This is a genomic window from Streptomyces kaniharaensis, from assembly GCF_009569385.1.
GTDB classification, from domain to species: Bacteria; Actinomycetota; Actinomycetes; order Streptomycetales; family Streptomycetaceae; genus Kitasatospora; species Kitasatospora kaniharaensis.
Genome location: NZ_WBOF01000001.1, coordinates 4,907,955 through 4,925,866, shown reverse-complemented (window position 1 = coordinate 4,925,866; position 17,912 = coordinate 4,907,955). Strand labels below are relative to the sequence as shown.

12 protein-coding genes are annotated in these 17,912 nt (G+C 73.2%); all 12 read right to left on the bottom strand.

Translation table 11 applies throughout. The features are described from left to right. Positions 1-10: 10 nt before the first annotated feature. Complete coding sequence (locus F7Q99_RS22280) at positions 11-862, bottom strand: 4'-phosphopantetheinyl transferase family protein (protein ID WP_153464145.1); 852 nt, start codon at positions 860-862, stop codon at positions 11-13. Next, entirely contained in the window at positions 859-1,095 is a 237-nt protein-coding gene (locus tag F7Q99_RS22275; protein WP_153464143.1) for a phosphopantetheine-binding protein, read from the bottom strand. Before F7Q99_RS22275 ends, F7Q99_RS22280 begins: the two co-directional genes overlap by 4 nt. Then, positions 1,092-3,011 (bottom strand): HAD-IIIC family phosphatase, encoded by a 1,920-nt coding sequence (locus F7Q99_RS22270; RefSeq protein WP_153464140.1) that lies wholly within the window; start codon positions 3,009-3,011, stop codon positions 1,092-1,094. Before F7Q99_RS22270 ends, F7Q99_RS22275 begins: the two co-directional genes overlap by 4 nt. Beyond that, complete coding sequence (locus tag F7Q99_RS22265; RefSeq protein ID WP_153464138.1) at positions 3,008-4,039, bottom strand: 3-oxoacyl-ACP synthase III family protein; 1,032 nt, start codon at positions 4,037-4,039, stop codon at positions 3,008-3,010. The genes F7Q99_RS22270 and F7Q99_RS22265 overlap by 4 nt, the downstream gene beginning before the upstream one ends. A gap of 26 nt (positions 4,040-4,065) precedes the next feature. Continuing rightward, the gene (locus F7Q99_RS22260; protein ID WP_230210279.1) at positions 4,066-7,002 is read right to left on the bottom strand and encodes a type I polyketide synthase; all 2,937 of its coding nucleotides are present in this window, start codon (positions 7,000-7,002) and stop codon (positions 4,066-4,068) included. After that, entirely contained in the window at positions 6,999-7,301 is a 303-nt protein-coding gene (locus F7Q99_RS22255; protein WP_153464135.1) for an acyl carrier protein, read from the bottom strand. The genes F7Q99_RS22260 and F7Q99_RS22255 overlap by 4 nt, the downstream gene beginning before the upstream one ends. 59 nt (positions 7,302-7,360) lie before the next feature. Then, the gene (locus tag F7Q99_RS22250; RefSeq protein WP_326846980.1) at positions 7,361-9,106 is read right to left on the bottom strand and encodes an acyl-CoA dehydrogenase; all 1,746 of its coding nucleotides are present in this window, start codon (positions 9,104-9,106) and stop codon (positions 7,361-7,363) included. Then, positions 9,100-10,920, bottom strand: a complete 1,821-nt coding sequence (locus F7Q99_RS22245) for a fatty acyl-AMP ligase (RefSeq protein ID WP_153464132.1) — start codon at positions 10,918-10,920, stop codon at positions 9,100-9,102. Before F7Q99_RS22245 ends, F7Q99_RS22250 begins: the two co-directional genes overlap by 7 nt. A 181-nt stretch (positions 10,921-11,101) precedes the next feature. After that, entirely contained in the window at positions 11,102-12,529 is a 1,428-nt protein-coding gene (ahcY, locus tag F7Q99_RS22240) for an adenosylhomocysteinase (RefSeq protein WP_153464129.1), read from the bottom strand. Next, positions 12,510-13,421 carry a methylenetetrahydrofolate reductase [NAD(P)H] gene (gene metF, locus F7Q99_RS22235; protein WP_326846979.1) on the bottom strand — a complete coding sequence of 304 codons (912 nt, stop codon included), beginning with the start codon at positions 13,419-13,421 and terminating at the stop codon, positions 12,510-12,512. Before metF ends, ahcY begins: the two co-directional genes overlap by 20 nt. Next, complete coding sequence (metH, locus tag F7Q99_RS22230; RefSeq protein WP_326846978.1) at positions 13,418-16,909, bottom strand: methionine synthase; 3,492 nt, start codon at positions 16,907-16,909, stop codon at positions 13,418-13,420. Before metH ends, metF begins: the two co-directional genes overlap by 4 nt. Then, on the bottom strand, positions 16,906-17,904 hold the full coding sequence (locus F7Q99_RS22225; RefSeq protein WP_153464125.1) for a carbohydrate kinase family protein: 999 nt from the start codon (positions 17,902-17,904) through the stop codon (positions 16,906-16,908). The genes metH and F7Q99_RS22225 overlap by 4 nt, the downstream gene beginning before the upstream one ends. Positions 17,905-17,912: the final 8 nt, after the last annotated feature.

Here is a 17,912-nt window from a genome sequence, read left to right as displayed (position 1 = left end):
CGGCGGGACGTCACCGACCGCTCTCCAGGGAGTCGTTGATGGCGTCCACCCAGTCCTGGTCGAGCATGGTGGTGATGACGGTGTCGGCGGTCGCCCCGAATCCGGCGTCGTAGACGGCGGCGCTCACGCAGTAGCCGCTGTCCAGCGTGAAGGTGCGGAACGCCCACTCGTCGCCGGTCCCGGTGGTGCCGTCGGGCCGCTGCACCCGTACCGGCTTGCCGTCCGGGCCGAACCCGAAGTCGGTGAAGCGGAACTGCATGCCCTGGCCGATCGCCTTGCTGTACGCCTCCTTGAGCGTCCACAGCCGGACGAGCCCGGCGTCGCGTCCGCTCTCCGGCAGCGAGGCCAGGGAGATCAGCTCGAACGGCGTGCAGACGGTCCGGCTGAGCCCGCTGCTGTACAGCGGCCGGTCCGTCCGCTCGGCGTCCACCCCTATGAGCCCGCGCCTGGTCAGCCCGACCAGGAGCAGGCCCTCGGTGTGGCTGAGGCTGATGTCGATCTGGTCGTAGCCGCGCAGGTACGGGCGCCCGGTGGGCCCGTAGGCCAGCTCCAGGGCCGCCGGGTCGCCGCCGAGCACCTTGCTCGCGGCGGTCTTGAGCATCACCCGGGACGCGGCGTAGCGCGCGCGGACGTCCGAGTGCGCGAGCTCCAGATAGCGGCTCCAGTCCCGGCCGAGCACCCGGCGCAGTTCGTCGTCCGCCGGCATCAGGGGCAGCAGTTCGGCGAGCTCCGCGTGGACGAGGGCGGTGCCGTACTCCCGCAGGTGCCGGCCGACCTCCTCCCAGGCGGTGTCGGAGTCGCCGCGCACCTGGATCGGCGCGCCGAGCGGGGGTCCGACGGCGGAGTCACCGGGGGCAGTCATCGGACCTCCGTCACGAGTTCGTGGAGTCGGCCCAGGGTGCGGGCCTCGATCATTGCGCGGATCGGAAGATTCCGCTTCTGTCGGCGTTCCAGCAGGGCCACCAGTTGGAGCAGGAACAACGAGTCCCAGCCGGGGATCACGGCCAGTTCGGTCTCCTTCTCCAGGCCTTCCGGGACCAGGCCGAATTCCTCCTGGAGAAGATCCAGAAATGCCTCGAAATCCACCGGATTCACCTCGCTTCCTCGCTTTCTGACCCTTCTGACGTGTCCCGCACAAATGATGGGACTGTCTCGCCAGACGTCATGGAAATGTGCGCCGGGATCTCCGGCAGCTCCCCGCCCAGGTCGTGGCGGAACAGCACCCGGTCGGGGTGCTCCTCCACCGTCGCGAAGCCGAGCGAGGGGTAGAAGCCGCGCGTCCTGGCGTTCTTCGGGGTCGGCCGGTACCAGGCGTGCACCGCCGCGGCCCCGCGGCTCCGGGCCTCGGCCAGGACCGCAGCAAGGCAGGCCTGCTCGATGCCCCGGGAGAAGACCCGGCAGCTGAGCCAGACGTTCTCCAGGTGCAGCCCGTCGCCGTCCCAGCGGCCGAGCACCGCGCCGACCAGCCCGTTCGAACCGAACCGGTCGGACGTCCGGGCGGCCAGCACCAGCGACCGCGGGTCGGCGCAGCGCAGTTCGAGCTGGGCGGCCGTCAGCCGCAGGCCGGCGACGTTGAACTGGTTGGTGCGCTGGGTCAGCTGGGCGAACCGCTCGTACTCGTGCCGGCCGGCCGGTGCCAGCTCGACGCCGACCCGCAGCTCGCGCAGGAAGCCCGCCTCGCCGCCGGCCCGTTCGCGCAGGCGCTCGCGCTCGCCGTCGAGCCGGTACTGGCGGGTGCGGTCCAGGTCCTCCTCGGTGAGCCGCGGGCAGTCGAACCAGCCGTCGGCCAGCAGCCGGGTGACGTGCAGCGCGGGCTCGTCGTCCAGCGGGACCAGGGCGATCTCCGGTGCGCCGTGCCGCACCCGGGCCCGCTCGGCCGGCGAGTCGTCGGCGAACACCAGGGCGCCGGGCGCGATGCCGAGGCTCCCGGCGATCTCCAGCAGGTTGCCGTCCTTGGGCTCCCAGTTCGCCCGGACCCGGACGAAGTCCTCGCCGCGCAGCACCAGGTCCGGGTGGTCCCGCAGCACCTCGGCCACCCGGTCCGGGTCGTTCTTGCTGCTCACGGCGAGCAGCACGCCCTGCGAGCCGAGCTGCTTGACGACCCGCTGGAACGCGCCGAACGCCTCGCCGCGCAGCGTCCCGGCGGCGGCGACGCCCTCCGGGCCGTCGTCTCCGAGCACGCCGTCCCACAATGTCTGGTCGAGGTCCACCACCAGGCACTTGCGGGCCAGCCCGCGCAGCGCGCGGACCAGGTGGGCCACCTCGCGGGCGTAGCCGGCCAGCAGCGGCTCGGTGTACTGCGCCCCGGCGTACACGGCGAGCCGGGGGTCGTGGACCGGCCCGGTCTCGGCGACCAGCGGATCGAGGTCGATCACCTGCACGCCGGGGTGCTCGTCGGCGAACCGCAGCAGTCCGCTGTTGAACTCGCGCCAGCGCAGCGCCAGTTGGGTCCTGGCATGCCGGTCGATCAGCTGGTGGCTGTACCGCCGGGTCAGCGGGACGGTGTTCAGCACCAGGGTGCCCGGCTCGGCCGCGGCGATCACCGCCAGCTCGGCCAGCACCTCCGCGGCGGCCCGTTCGACGTCGGCCGGGCGCCACACGGCGGGCAGCCGCGCGAAGACCGTCTCCTGGTCGAGCAGGCAGAGCGCGAGGTCCCGGTCGACGCCATGGAAGCGGCCGCCCGGCTCCGTCAGGTCGTAGCGGTACGCGCCGTGGTCGCCGAGCAGCGGGCGCAACAGGACGCCGTGCCGGGCCAGTTCGGCGGTCAGCGGGTCGACCAGCCCGGCGACGGTGGACTGGCCGGTGATCGCCACCGTGACCGTCTCCATGCCGGGGCAGGCCGCCAGCACCGCGTCCGGGTCGAGCCCGGCCAGCAGCCGGCCGGCCCGGTGCAGCTCGTCCGGGTCGGCGGCGAGGGCCTCGTCGGCGAGCAGCCCGGCGACGGCCGGATACTCGCGTTCCAGCAGCCCCTGCGCGCGCAGTTCGCGCAGGCGGGCGAGGGCGGTCGTCATTCCACGCCCCCGACCCGCTCCAGGCCGAGCCCGGTCTTGATCCACTTGCTGGACTCGACCGCCAGCACCAGGGCCCGCTCGCCCTCCTCCATCTGCTCCATCAGCTGTTCGAGCTGGAGGAACGGCAGGGCGTTGCCGGTGTTGCCGGTCCGCGCCACGCAGGAGACCTCGCGGGGGCCGTCGAGCGCCAGCTGCTGGACGATGCGCTCGGTCATCCGCCCGGAGAGCTGGGGCGGCAGCAGGTAGTCGACGTCCTCGGGGCGCCAGCCGAGCCGGTCGAGCAGCTCCCAGAGGATCTCGCCGGCCAGGGTCGGGACGCCCTCCTCGATGGCCTTGTAGTCCTCCCGCAGCATCGGCCGCTCGCTGTCGCGGTCGGTGACGCCGTACCAGTCGATCCGCTGGCCGGCCGGGCGGCCGCGGCCGACGAGGCGGTGCAGCACGCCGCGTACGGCGACGGCTTCCGCGACCGGCTCGGCGGTGAGCACCGCCGCGCCCGCGCCGTCGCCGAACAGCACGTAGTTGACCAGTTCCTCGCCGGGGATCCCGGTCGCGTCGACCCGCAGGTCCAGGTGCCGGTGGGTGACGTCGCCGCCGATCACCAGTCCGGCCCGGGCACCCGCCGCCAGCAGCGCCTGCCCGAGCTCCACCGCCTGGAGGGCGCCGGAGCAGCCCGCCTGGATCTGGTAGGCGGGCAGCTGGTCCAGGCCGAGCAGGTCGGCGACCTCGCTGGCGGTGGTCGGCAGCAGCGTGTCCGGGGTCGCGGTGGCCAGGACCAGGAACTCGATGTCGGCCGGCTCCAGGCCCGCCGCCGCCAGCGCGTTCCGGCCGGCCTCGGCGCACAGGTCGGTGAGCGTGCGGCGCACCTCGCCGGTCGACAGGTCCCGGCCGAAGTACCGGTGGCTGGTGCCGACGAAGACGTCGATCCACTCGGCGCTCACCCCGAGCGCCCGGCCGAGGGCGATGTTGTCCACGGCCTCGCCCGGCAGGGCGGTGCCGATGCCCGCGAGGTACGCCGTCGTGCGTTCCATGTCCTTCTCCACGTTCCTGACTCCGCTCATGCCGCCGTCACCAGCAGCAGTTCGCGCAGGCACTGGGCGAGCGAGTCGATGCTGCGCAGCGCCGGCAGCAGGTGGTGCACCGACAGCTCGCCGAGCGCCGGGAGTCTGGTCTCCAGCTGCACCTTGAGCTGGACGATCATCACAGAGTCGAAGGCGAGGTCCTCGTAGAACCGGGCCTGCGGCCGGACGACGTCCTCGGCGTAGCCGCCGACCTGGACGATCGCGTCGATCACCGTCGCGAGCACCGCGTCGGGCTCGACCCGGCTCCGCTCCAACTCCGCTGGAGCCGGCGGCCGTTCCACCGCACGCTCCGGCCCGGCAGGTGTCCGCACCGGCTCCCAGCGGGCCCAGTAGCGGTGCGCGGTGGCGAACCTGTACGGGGGCAGCCGGTCGGCGAGCGGCCGCCCCGGCTCGTACAGCGCCTCCCACTGCGGGTCGAGGCCGGCCCGGTACAACTCGGCGATGACACCGGCGAGTTCACGCCCACCCGAGCGGCCGCCGGGGCCGGGGTGCAGCAGGCACGGGGTGTCGGGCAGTCCGGCGCGGCCGACCAGCGGCAGCAGCTGCGCACGGGGGCCGATCTCCATCAGGTGCGTCGGCGCCGCCGATCCGACCAGCGCGGCCAGGGCGTCCGAGAACAGCACAGGCCGGGCGGCCTGCCCGGTCCAGTAGTCGGCGTCCAGCGCATCTGACGGATCATCACTGATCATCCGTCCACGATACGTCGAGGCGAACGGCATCGCGGGCGCACCTGCAGGAAGCTGCCGGATCGCCGCGCGGAACCGCGCCTCGCTCTCCGCGGACAGCGGGGTGTGGAAGGCGTGCGAGACCTCCAGCATCCGGGTCCGGACGCCCTCGCCGGCCAGCACCGCCTCGATCCGCTCCAGCACCTCGACCGGCCCGCTGAGCACCGTGTCGCCCGGCCCGTTGACGGCGCCGAGCGCCACCTGCGGCTCCGCCGCCAGCAGTTCGGCCACGCGCTCCCGGCCTGCGCCGACGGCCAGCATGCCGCCGCCGGCCGGCTGCTCCCGCAGCAGGGCGCCGCGGGCGGCCACCAGCCGGGCGGCGTCCGGCAGTTCGAGCGCGCCCGCGATCACGGCGGCCGCGATCTCACCGACGCTGTGGCCGAGCACCGCCGCCGGGCGGATCCCGAGGTCGGTCAGGGTGCGCGCCAGGGCGTAGCCGACGGCGAACAGGGCGGGCTGGGCCAGGCCGGTGTCCCGCAGGTCGTCCGCGCCTTCGACGATCAGGTCCCGCACCGAGACTCCGACGTGCGGGGCGAGCGCGGCGTCCGCCTCGTCCAGGTGGGCGCGGTAGCGCGCCGAGTCCCGGTAGAGCTCGGCGGTCATGCCCGCGAACTGGCTGCCCTGCCCGGTGAAGGCGAAGGCGACGACGGGCGCGCCCCACGGGCGCTCCCCGGACTCGCCAGCCGTGCCGAGCACCCGCCGCAGCTCCCCCGCGAGCTCGGTGGTGTCCCCGGCGGCGACGGCGAACCGGTACGGCAGGCCGGTCTTGGTGCGGTTGCTGAGCCGGCACAGCGCCGCCGCCGGACCGTGCGGGCGGCGGGCGAGCGCGGCCTCCTGCTCGACGAGGTTGCGGCGCAGCGCCTCCGGGGTGTCCGCGGTGACGGTGAACACCCCGCCGTCCCACCGCGCCCGGCGGCCGCGCTGCGGCCGGGCCGGGCGGACGCGCGGGGCGGAGGCGAGCACGACGTGCGCGTTGGTCCCGCCCATGCCGAAGCTGGAAACCCCGGCGAGCGACTCGCCGGGCGGCAGCCGCAGCGGGGACTTGAGCAGCCGCAGCCCGCGGTCGGCCAGGCGCAGCTGCCGGTTCTCCCGGTCGGCGTGGCGGCTGGCCGGCACCACCCGGTGGTGCAGCGCGAGGGCGGCCTTGATCAGGCCGGCGATCCCGGCCGCGCCCTCGGTGTGGCCGATGTTGCCCTTCACCGAGCCGATGGCGCACGGCTCGGGCCGGGCCACGCCGTGCACGGTGCCGAGCGCGGCGCACTCGATGGCGTCGCCGAGCAGCGTCCCGGTGCCGTGGGCCTCGACGAAGGCCACCCGGTCGGGGGTGACCCCGGCCCGGCGGTAGGCGTTCTCCAGGACCTTCTGCTGGGACCAGCGGTTGGGCGCGGTGACGCCGTTGCTGCGGCCGTCGTGGCTGACCGCGCTGCCGCGGATCACCGCGTACACCCGCTGCCCGTCTGCGACGGCGTCGGCCAGGCGGCGCAGCACCACCACGCCCACGCCGTCGCTGCGGCCGATGCCGTCCGCGTCGGCGCTGAACGGCCGGCACCGGCCGTCCGGCGAGCCGACGCCCAACCGGTCGTACACCAACCCCAGGACCGGCGAGAGCACCAGGTTGACCCCGCCCGCGAGCGCCGTGTCGCACTCGCCGGCGAGCAGGGCGCCCGCCGCCAGGTGCACGGCGACCAGCGAGGAGGAGCAGGCGGTGTCCACGGCCATGCTGGGGCCGGTCAGGTTGAGGTGGTACGAGATCCGGTTGGCGGTCATCGCGGCGCTGCTGCCGGAGCCGTCCTGTGGGCGGATCCGGTCCGGGTCGGCCAGGGTCAGCCGGCCCCACTCGCCGCCCATCGCGCCGACGTAGACACCGGTGCCGGTGCCGGCCAGCGCGGCCGGCGACACCCCCGCGTCCTCGATCGCGCGCCAGGCGCACTGGAGCAGCAGCCGGTGGTGCGGGTCCATCGCGGCGGCCTCGCGCGGGGCGATGGAGAAGAACTCGTCGTCGAAGGCGTCCGCGTCGGCCATCAGCCCGGCCGGGGCGAGGTCGGGGTGGTCGGCCCGGTCCCAGCGGGTGCCCGACGCCGCGCCCGCGGCGTCGGCGCCCCGCATCAGGACGTCCCAGAAGGCCTCCGGGTCGGCCGCCCCCGGGAAGGCGCAGTCGAGCCCGACGACGGCGATGCCGTCGCTCAACGCACTCCCTCCTCGGCGGTGGCCGGCAGGTCGGGCAGGGCGTCCGTGAGGTACCCGAGCAGGCTCTCGATCGTCGGGTAGTCCCACAGCAGGGTCGGCTCGACGTCGAGGCCGAACTCCTCCTCCAGGTCGCCGCAGAGGCTGAGGGCCTGGACCGAGTCCATGCCGTACTCCGCCAGCGGCACGGTGGGCTGGATGCTGATCGCGGGCCGGCGCAGGTACATCGCCACTCGTGCCGACAGCCACTCGTGCAGGGGCGCGCCTGAGGTCGCGGCCGGCAGGCGGTAGGGGGCGGTCATCGCTGGGCTCCTTGTCGTGCGGGTTGTCTCGTGCGGGTCGTCCTCGACGGACCGTCGGATCAGCCGGAAACGGGGGTGTTCCACAGGTCGTAGCTGTGCCGGGCGCTGAACCGGATCCGGACCTCCTGGAGGATCCGGGCCTCGCACTCGGGCGGCAGGGCGGGCACCTTCGGGGTGAGCCGTCTGGCCACCTTGTGCAGGGCGGCGGCGGCCCAGGACGGGTCGGCGAGGAAGGGATCGTCGCCGCCCTGGGCGTGCCGCCAGACGCCGAGGACGCTGGCACCGGCCAGCAGCAGCGCGTACCGGTCGACCAGCGCGAAGCCGGCGACCTCACGCGCGGCCGGATGCTCCTCCAACTCCAGTACCTGCTCCCGCAGTTCCCGGAACTGCTCGGCCAGCAGGGCGACCAGTTCGCGCAGCACGGCGAGCACCCTGCCGCGCCCGGCGGCCTCCTCCGCCACCCCGGCCAGCAGCTCGGCGCTCACGCTGTCGCGGTCGCAGGCGAGGCTCAGCCGCTCGGTCCGCAGCGGCGGCAGCGGGTCGCGCAGCCGGAACAGCCCGGCCGGGGCCGGCTCCTCAGCGAACCAGGACCGCCTTGCCAGCCACGGCAGTTGCGGGATCACGGTGGCCTGGCAGGCGACCGTCCCGGCGTGGCCCAGGCTGAGCACCGGGACGTCGCGCAGGTGCTTCTGGAAGATCCCGAGGCTGCCCTCGCGCGCGTAGATGCCGGAGCCGAGGACGGTCGACAGCTCGTACATGGTCTCGATCAGCACCCGGGGCATCAGGTACTTGAGCGCGGCCGAGTAGACGCTGGTCTGCTCGGGCAGCAGGTGCAGGGCCCGCAGCGCGACCGCCGCGAAACTGTCGTAGAGCAGCACGTTGACGAACGCGCCGGCCACGGCGGTGTCGGTACGGGCGGCGCTCGCCCGGGCCGCGCCCCAACCGTTCGGCCGGTGCGACTGGTCGAAGCCGGCCGCGGTGCGCAGCACCGTGTCCACCGCCCCGACCGCCAGCGCGGACATCACCGTCCGGCTGAGGTGGAACGAGCGCAGCGCGGCCTCGATCCCGCTGCCCGGCGGCCCGAGCAGGGCGCCGTCCGGCAGCGGGCAGTCGTCGAACTCCAGCCCGGCGAACCGGCAGCCGCGCAGGCCGACGGCCAGGTGCCGGGGCAGCGTCCGGGCCCGGCCTAGCGGCAGCTCGCGCGGGTCGAACAGCAGCGCCGACAGGCTGCGGCTGCCGGGCTCCGGGTCGGTGCGGCAGAACAGCACCAGCGCCTCGGCCCGGTCCAGGTTGTTGATGGCCGGCTTGCCGCCGCTGAGCAGCAGTCCGTCCGCCACCCGGCGGGCGGTCACCTGGCTGCGCACGTAGTCGTTGCTGTGAGTGGTCTCGGGCTGGGCGATGGCCGCCCGGCCGCCGGCCAGCAGCACCTTCGCCAGCCGGGCCTGCTGCTCAGGCGTCCCCTCGGTCCACACGTCGGAGGCGGCCATGTAGCTGGTCATCCCGTAGCCCATGCCGAGCGCGACGTCGCGGCGGAACACCGGGCGCATCACCTCGACCAGGCCGGGGACGGAGTCCAGCCGCCCGCCGAGCTCCACCGGGACGAACTCGGCGGAGCCGCCGAAGCCGTCCAGCGCGTCCTCGCCGGCGTCGAACCGCCGTGCCTGCTCGTCGGCCCGCAGCAGGGCGGCGAAGCCGAGCGGGTTGCCCGGGTCGCCGGGGTCGCCGAGCCGGGCCTCCAGCTCGGCGGCCCGGGCGGCAGCGGTCGGGGCCGGCCGGGTGGTCGGGGCCAGCAGGGCGGTCACCACGGCTGCACTCCCCCGCCGACCGGCTGCGGGTGGAGCAGGTCCTCGCCCAGCGCGCGGTCCCGGGCCCGAACGACCGCGCGCACGGCGCCGTCCAACACCTCGTAGTCGCCGCGCACCTCGCCCGCCAGGAACAGCGAGCGCATCAGGGTGCGCTGGACCTTGCCGCTGGTGGTGCGCCGGACGGTACCGGGCCGCACCAGCAGCAGGTTGGCGACCGGGACGTTGAACTCGCGGCCGACCTTCTCGATGATGCGCCGGGACAGCTCGCGCAGGGTCTCCTCGCTCTGGCCCGCACTGCGGACCTCCTGCACCAGCACCAGCTGCTCGCGGCCGGCATCGACGCTGAACGCGGCGCCGGTGGCGGCGGACAGCTGCGGGGCGGTCGAGCGGACGGCCGCCTCGATGTCGTACGGGTAGAGGTTGCGCCCGTTGAGGATCAGCACCTCCTTGAGCCGGCCGGTGACGTACAGCTCGCCGTCGCGCAGCACGCCGAGGTCGCCGGTGCGAAGGTAGCCGCTCTCGCCGCCGCGCAAGGCGGCTCTGAAGGTCTCCTCGCTCTCCTTGGGCCGGCGCCAGTAGCCCTGGGCGACGCTGGGCCCGCGCAGCCACACCTCGCCGACCGTGCCCTCCGGCAGCTCCGCGCCGGTGGACGGCTCGACGATCCGCAGGTCGTAGCCGGCCGGGCGGCCGCAGGCGACCAGCGTGCGGGCGTCCGGGGCGCGCTCCGCGACCGGCTCGAAGACGTTCCGCTCCAGCTCACGGGGGTTCACCGGGGTGCGCCCGTACGGCTCGCCGGGCGTCCCGGCGGAGACCAGCAGGGTCGCCTCGGCCAGGCCGTAGCTCGGGTACATCGCGGTGGCCCGAAGGCCCGCCGGCGCGAAGCGGGCCGCGAACGCCTCCAGGGTGTCGCGCCGGACGGGCTCCGCGCCGTTGAGCACCAGCCGCCACCGGGAGAGGTCGAGGCCTGCCACCTCCTCGTCGCGGATGCGGTTCAGGCACAGGTCGTAGCAGAAGTTCGGGCCGCCGCCGACGGTCACGCCGTGGTCGTCGATCGCGCGCAGCCAGCGCAGCGGGTGCTTGACGAAGGCGACCGGCGACATCTGCACGGAGGCGCTGCCCAGCCAGAGCGGGTGCAGCAGGTGGGCGATGAAGCCCATGTCGTGGAAGTGCGGCAGCCAGCCGCCGAAGCGGTCCTCTCCGGTGGTGCGCAGGGTGGCCTGGAGGGCCTCGTGGTTGGCGATCAGGTTGCGGTGCGAGACCATCACGCCGCGCGGCCGGGAGACCGAGCCCGAGGTGTACTGCAGGAAGGCCAGGTCGTCCGCGCCGGTGCGGGGCCGGCGCCAGTCGTCGGCGTCGCCGCGGTCCGGGTCGTCGGTGACCACGCAGGTGACGCCCTCGGCGCGGGCGGTGGCGAGCCACAGGGAGACGTCCGGGGCGCTCGCCGAGCCGGTGAGCACCAGCCGGGCCGCGCTGTCCTGGAGCACCCCGGTGACCCGGTCCACCGCACGTGCGGCCCGGCCGCCCGTGCTCGGCATCGGCGCGGGCACGCCGATCGCCCCCGCGTACAGGCAGCCCACGTAGGCGGCGAGGAAGTCGGCGGTGGACGGGTAGAGCAGCAGGACGGGGCTGCCCTCGCCGCCGTGCCGGCGGATCAGCGAGGCGATCCGCCGGGCCGTCCGGTCCAGCTCGCCGTAGGTCAGCCGCCGCTCGGCCACACCGGCCGGGCTGTGGCTCAGCTCGATGTGGGCGTCCGCCTCGGGTTGCTGCTCCGCTCGGTCGAGCATCAGCTCGGTGAAGGTCCGGAACCCCGCCATGACTCCCCCTGTGGATACGACGTCTGCTGATCGGCGGAGTCCCCCGATCGGTACTCCCCACGCGCGTAACGGTCCGATACCGGGCTTAAGTCCTGCTTGCGGGGCCGTCGGTGCCGGCGGACGGCAACGCGCGAGCGCCCGGCGTCGGGGTCTCCGACGCCGGGCGCTCGCTGGTGTTCGGTCAGTAGCGGTACTGCTCCGGCTTGTACGGGCCCTCGACCGCCACGCCGATGTAGTCGGCCTGGTCCTGGGTCAGCGTGGTCAGCTTCACGCCCAGCGCGTCCAGGTGCAGACGGGCGACCTTCTCGTCCAGGTGCTTCGGCAGCACGTACACGCCGATCGGGTACTGCTCGGTCTTCGTGAACAGCTCGATCTGCGCGATCGTCTGGTTCGCGAACGAGTTCGACATCACGAACGACGGGTGACCGGTCGCGTTGCCCAGATTCAGCAGACGACCCTCCGACAGCACGATGATCGTGCGGCCGTCCGCCTTGCGCCACTCGTGCACCTGCGGCTTGACCTCGGTCTTCACCACACCCGGCAGCTTCGCCAGACCGGCCATGTCGATCTCGTTGTCGAAGTGGCCGATGTTGCCCACGATCGCCTGGTGCTTCATCCGCTCCATGTGGGAGGCCAGGATGATGTCCTTGTTGCCCGTGGTGGTGATGAAGATGTCGGCGGTCTCGACGACCTCCTCCAGGGTGGTGACCTGGTAACCGTCCATCGCCGCCTGCAGCGCGCAGATCGGGTCGATCTCGGTGACGATCACGCGCGCGCCCTGGCCGCGCAGCGACTCCGCGCAGCCCTTGCCCACGTCACCGTAGCCGCAGACGACCGCGACCTTTCCACCGATCAGCACGTCGGTGGCCCGGTTGATGCCGTCGATCAGCGAGTGCCGGCAGCCGTACTTGTTGTCGAACTTCGACTTGGTCACCGAGTCGTTGACGTTGATCGCCGGGAACAGCAGCTTGCCGTCACGGTGCATCTCGTACAGGCGGTGGACACCGGTCGTGGTCTCCTCGGTCACGCCCTTGACGGTGCCGGCGATCGCGGCCCAGTCGATGGTGGAGCGGCCCAGCAGCTCCAGGACGATCCGGTACTCCTCGTTGTCGGCCGTGGCCGGGTCCGGGACCTGGCCTGCCTTCTGGAACTCGACGCCCTTGTGGATCAGCAGCGTGGCGTCACCGCCGTCGTCCAGGATCATGTTCGGGGTCTTGCCGTCCGGCCAGGTCAGCGCCTGCTCGGTGCACCACCAGTACTCCTCCAGCGTCTCGCCCTTCCAGGCGAACACCGGGATGCCCGCGGCCGCGATCGCCGCGGCCGCGTGGTCCTGCGTCGAGAAGATGTTGCAGGAGACCCAGCGGACCTCCGCGCCCAGGGCGACCAGGGTCTCGATCAGCACCGCCGTCTGGATGGTCATGTGCAGCGAGCCGGTGATCCGGGCGCCGGCCAGCGGCTTCGAATCCGCGAACTCGGCGCGGATCGCCATCAGGCCGGGCATCTCGTGCTCGGCCAGTTCGATCTCCTTGCGCCCGAGTTCGGCCAGCGCGAGGTCGGCGACCTTGAAGTCGGCCCACTCGGTGTGCTGCTCAGTGTCGTGCGAGGGCATGCCCGGTACTCCTAGAGGTCTGGACGTTCTGGTGGATCTCCACGGTCGCCGTGGAGCGGTTGAGCGTGATGTAGTGCAGGCCGGGAGCGCCCTCGGAGAGCAGCTGCCGGGCCATCGCGGTGGCGTGCTCGACGCCGATCCGGTGGCCCTCCCGCGGGTCGTCCCGGGCGGCGTGCAGCCGGTGCGCGAGGTCCTCCGGGAAGACGGCGCCGCTGAGTTCGGCGAAGCGGGCGATCTGCCGGACGTCGGTGGCCGGCATGATCTCCGGGATGATCGGGGTGTCGCAGCCGGCCGCGGCCACCCGGTCGCGCAGCCGCAGGTAGTCCTCGACCCGGAAGAACATCTGGGTGACGGCGTAGTCCGCCCCGGCCCGGCACTTGGCGACGAAGTGCCGGATGTCGCTCTCCCAGTCGGGCGAGCGCGGGTGGCGCTCGGGGAAGGCGGCCACGCCGACGCTGAAGTCGCCGGACTCCCTGACCAGGCTGACCAGTTCGTGCGCGTGGTGGAAGCCATCGGGGTGCGGGTGCCACTCCCCGCGCGGGTCGCCCGGCGGGTCGCCGCGCAGCGCGAGGACGTCGCGCACGCCCGCGTCCGCGTACTGGCCGATGATGCGGCGCAGTTCGGCGCGCGAGTGGCCGACCGCGGTGAGGTGGGCGACCGGCCGCAGGGTGGTCTCGGTCGCGATCCGGCGGGTCATCTCGACCGTGCGGTCCCGCGAGGTGCCGCCGGCGCCGTAGGTCACCGACACGAAGTCCGGTGCCAGCGGCTCGATGCGGCGGATCGCCTCCCACAGCGTGCGGGCGCCGGCCTCCGTCCTCGCCGGGAAGAACTCGAACGAGAACGTCGGTCCGCCGCTGCGCAGCCGTTCCCTCAGCGTGCTCGGCGTGCTCACGGGCGGCCTCCGATGTTGAAGTAGGTGGCGTCGGGGTGGTGGATGACGATCGCGTCGGTGGACTGCTCGGGGTGCAGCTGGAACTCCTCGGAGAGCACCACGCCGATCCGCTCGGGTCGCAGCAGCTCGGCGATCTTGGCGCGGTCCGCCAACTCCGGGCAGGCGCCGTAGCCGAGCGAGAACCGGGCGCCCCGGTACCCGACCGCGAACATGTCCTTCATGTTCGCCGGGTCCTCCCCCGAGTAGCCGAGTTCGGACCGCACCCGGGCGTGCCAGAACTCGGCCAGCGCCTCTGCGAGTTGGACGGAGAGGCCGTGCAGCTCCAGGTAGTCGCGGTAGGCGTCGGCCGCGAAGAGCTCGTTGGCTGCCTCGGAGATCCGGTTGCCCATGGTGACGACCTGGAGGCCCACCACGTCCGTCTCCCCCGACTCCTCCGGGCGGAAGTAGTCCGCGAGGCACAGCCGGCGGCCCCGCTCCTGGCGGGGGAAGGTGAAGCGCATCCGCTCCCCGCCGTGCTCGTCCAGGATGATCAGGTCGTCGCCCTTGGAGACGCACGGGAAGTAGCCGTACACCACCCCGGCGTCGAGCAGGTGCTCCGTCTGGACGCGCTCCAGCAGCGCCCGCAGCCGCGGCCGGCCCTCGGTCTCCACCAGCTCCTCGTAGGACGGCCCTTCGCTGCGGCGGGACGGCTTGAGGCCCCACTGCCCCTTGAAGAGCGCGTCCTCGTCCAACCAGGAGGCGTAGTCCTTGAGCTGGATGCCCCGCACCACCCTGGTGCCCCAGAACGGCGGCGTCGGCACCCGGTTGTCCACGGCCACGTCCGAGCGGGTCGGGCCGCCGGCCGTCTCGGGCTTGACCTCGACGCGGGCGTGCCGGCGCTTGCGCAGCTCCGGCAGCACCGCGCCCGGCACGCCGCGCTTGATGCCGATCAGCGCGTCCATCAGCCGCAGGCCCTCGAACGCGTCACGGGCGTAGCGGACTTCACCGTCGTAGATCTCGTGCAGGTCCTGCTCGACGTACGCCCGGGTGAGGGCCGCGCCGCCGAGGATCACCGGATAACTCGCCGCCAGCTTGCGCTGGTTGAGCTCCTCCAGGTTCTCCTTCATGATCACGGTCGACTTGACCAGCAGGCCGGACATCCCGATGACGTCGGCCCTGTGCTCCTGCGCGGCGTCGAGGATGGCCGAAACCGGCTGCTTGATGCCGAGGTTGACGACGTTGTAGCCGTTGTTGGACAGGATGATGTCGACCAGGTTCTTGCCGATGTCGTGGACGTCGCCCTTGACGGTGGCCAGGACGATCGTGCCCTTGCCCTCGTCCTCCGACTTCTCCATGTGCGGCTCCAGGTGCGCCACCGCGGTCTTCATCACCTCGGCGGACTGGAGCACGAACGGCAGCTGCATCTGGCCCGAGCCGAACAGCTCGCCGACCACCTTCATCCCGTCCAGCAGCGTCTCGTTGACGATCTCCAGCGCGGGCCGCACCGCCAGCGCCTCGTCCAGATCGGCCTCCAGGCCGTTCCGCTCGCCGTCGACGATCCGGCGCTTCAGGCGCTCGTCCAGCGGCAGCGCGGCCAGCTCCTCCGCCTTCGACGCCTTCACCGACGCCGCGCTCACCCCCTCGAACAGCTCCAGCAGGCGCTGCAGCGGGTCGTAGCCGTCCCGCCGGCGGTCGTGGACCAGGTCGAGGGCGGTCTCGCGCTGCTCCTCGGGGATCCGCGCCATCGGCAGGATCTTGGACGCGTGCACGATCGCCGAGTCCAGGCCGGCCTCCACGCACTCGTGCAGGAACACCGAGTTCAGCACCTGCCGGGCCGCCGGGGAGAGACCGAAGGAGATGTTCGATAGCCCCAGCGTGGTCTGGACGTTCGGGTGCCGGCGCTTCAGCTCGCGGATCGCCTCGATGGTCTCGATGCCGTCGCGGCGGGACTCCTCCTGGCCGGTGCCCAGGGTGAACGCCAGGCAGTCCACCAGGATGTCCTCCTCCCGGATCCCGTACTCGCGCCCCAGCTGCCCGATCAGCCGCTCGGCGATCGCGACCTTCTTCTCGGCGGTGCGGGCCTGGCCCTCCTCGTCGATGGTCAGGGCGATCAGCGCCGCACCGTGCTCGCGCGCCAGCCCGGCCACGCGGCCGAAGCGGGTCTGCGGGCCGTCGCCGTCCTCGTAGTTGACCGAGTTGAGCACCGCGCGGCCGCCGAGCATCTCCAGGCCCGCCCGGAGCACGTCCGGCTCGGTGGAGTCCAGCACGATCGGCAGGGTGGAGGCGGTGGCCAGGCGTCCGGCGATCTCCTTCATGTCGGCGACGCCGTCGCGGCCGACGTAGTCCACGCACAGGTCCAGCAGGTGCGCGCCCTCGCGGATCTGATCGCGGGCGATCTCCACGCAGGCCTGCCAGTCGCCGGCCAGCATCGACTCGCGGAATTTCTTCGAGCCGTTGGCGTTGGTGCGCTCGCCGATCGCCAGGTACGAGGTGTCCTGACGGAACGGCACCGCCTGGTAGAGCGACGCCGCCGACGGCTCCGGCTGCGGCGTGCGCGAGGCGATCTCCCGGCCGCGCACCCGCTCCACCACCGCCCGCAGGTGCTCGGGTGTGGTGCCGCAGCAGCCGCCGACCAGCGACAGCCCGTACTCGCGGACGAAGCCCTCCTGCGCCTCGGCCAGGCCGGCCGGGTCCAGCGGGAAGTACGCCCCGTCCTTGCCCAGCACCGGCAGCCCGGCGTTCGGCATGCAGGACAGCCCGATCCGGGCGTGCCGGGCCAGGTACCGCAGGTGCTCGCTCATCTCGGCGGGGCCGGTGGAGCAGTTCAGCCCGATCAGGTCGATGCCCATCGGCTCCAGGGCCGTCAGCGCGGCGCCGATCTCGGAGCCGAGCAGCATGGTGCCGGTGGTCTCCATCGCCACCTGGACGATCAGCGGCAGCGACACCCCCGCCTCGGCCAGCGCCTGCCGGGCGCCCAGCAGCGCCGCCTTGATCTGCAGCAGGTCCTGGCTGGTCTCGATCAGCAGCGCGTCCGCGCCACCGGCGATCAGCCCGGCGGCGTTGCGCTCGAAGCCGTCGCGCAGCACGTCGAACGGCAGGTGGCCGAGCGTCGGCAGCTTGGTGCCCGGGCCGATCGAGCCGAGCACCCAGCGCGGGCGCTCCGCGGTGGCGAAGGCGTCCGCGGCCTCCCGTGCCACCCGGGCGCCCGCCTCGGACAGCTCGAAGATCCGGTCGGGGATCTCGTACTCGTTCAGCGCGGAGAAGTTGGCACCGAAGGTGTTGGTCTCCACGCAGTCCACGCCCACCGAGAAGTAGGCCTCGTGGACGCCGCGCACGATGTCGGGCCGGGTCAGGTTCAGGACCTCGTTGCAGCCCTCAAGGTTCTGGAAGTCCTCCAGCGAAGGGTCCTGCGCCTGGAGCATGGTGCCCATCGCACCGTCCGCGACCACGACCCGGGTGGCCAGTGCCTCGCGGAGAGCGTCCGCACGACGCTGCTGACTGACAGTCACAGCTTCTCCTCCGTAGGGATGGTGGCCAGCACGATGTCCAACTCGGCGACGGCGTCCGCCCCGTAGGCGGACCGCACCCGGGCCGCCAGCTCCGCACGGTCCACCCGGTACTCCTGGCCGCCGACCGCCTCCAGCACCACCGCCGCCAGCGTGCAGCCCAGCTGCGCCGACCGCCGCGCGTCCAGGCCCTGGGCGTACGCGGCGAGATAGCCGGACCGGAAGGCGTCGCCACCCCCGGTGGGGTCGGCCACGGCCGCGACCGGGACGGCCTCGACCACGAGCGGTTCGGCCCCGGCCCGGGCGATCCGGGCCCCCTGCGCGCCGAGCGTGGTGATCCAGACCCCGGTGCGGGAGAGGATCTCCTCCTCGCTCCACCCGGTGCGCTCCTGCAACAGCGCGGCCTCGTACGCGTTGGTGAACAGGAGCGCCGAACCGTCGACCAGTTCGCGCGCCTCGGCCGGCTCCAGCCGGGCGAGCTGCTGCGAGGGGTCGGCCGCGAACGGGATGCCCAGCGCCCGGCAGTCCCGGGTGTGCCGGACCATCGCCGCCGGGTCGTTCGGCGAGACGACCACCAGGTCCAGCCCGCCGGTTCGCTCCGCCACCGCGGCCAGGTCGATCTCGCGCGCCTCGGCCATCGCGCCGCCGTAGAACGTCGCGATCTGGTTCTGCGCGGCGTCGGTGGTGCAGACGAAGCGCGCGGTCTGCCGCTCGGCCGAGACGTGCACCGCGCCGGTGTCGACCCCGTGCCCCTTGAGCCAGGTCTCGTACTCGGCGAAGTCCGCGCCGACCGCGCCGACCAGGACCGGCGACAGCCCGAGCCGCCCCAGCCCCAGCGCGATGTTGGCCGCGACCCCGCCGCGCCGGACCTCCAGGGTGTCCGCCAGGAACGAGAGCGACACGTGCTCCAGGCGGTCGGCGACCAGCTGATCGGCGAACCGACCCGGGAAGACGAACAGATGGTCGGTGGCGATGGAACCGGTGGCGGCGATCCGCATGACGCTCC

What these genes read in the sequence shown, in the direction of transcription:
- F7Q99_RS22280 (WP_153464145.1), bottom strand. Translation starts at nt 862, where the DNA reads ATGACTGCCCCCGGTGACTCCGCCGTCGGACCCCCGCTCGGCGCGCCG.
- F7Q99_RS22270 (WP_153464140.1), bottom strand. Translation starts at nt 3,011, where the DNA reads ATGACGACCGCCCTCGCCCGCCTGCGCGAACTGCGCGCGCAGGGGCTG.
- F7Q99_RS22265 (WP_153464138.1), bottom strand. Translation starts at nt 4,039, where the DNA reads ATGGAACGCACGACGGCGTACCTCGCGGGCATCGGCACCGCCCTGCCG.
- F7Q99_RS22255 (WP_153464135.1), bottom strand. Translation starts at nt 7,301, where the DNA reads ATGACCGCCCCCTACCGCCTGCCGGCCGCGACCTCAGGCGCGCCCCTG.
- F7Q99_RS22245 (WP_153464132.1), bottom strand. Translation starts at nt 10,920, where the DNA reads ATGGCGGGGTTCCGGACCTTCACCGAGCTGATGCTCGACCGAGCGGAG.
- ahcY (WP_153464129.1), bottom strand. Translation starts at nt 12,529, where the DNA reads ATGCCCTCGCACGACACTGAGCAGCACACCGAGTGGGCCGACTTCAAG.
- F7Q99_RS22225 (WP_153464125.1), bottom strand. Translation starts at nt 17,904, where the DNA reads ATGCGGATCGCCGCCACCGGTTCCATCGCCACCGACCATCTGTTCGTC.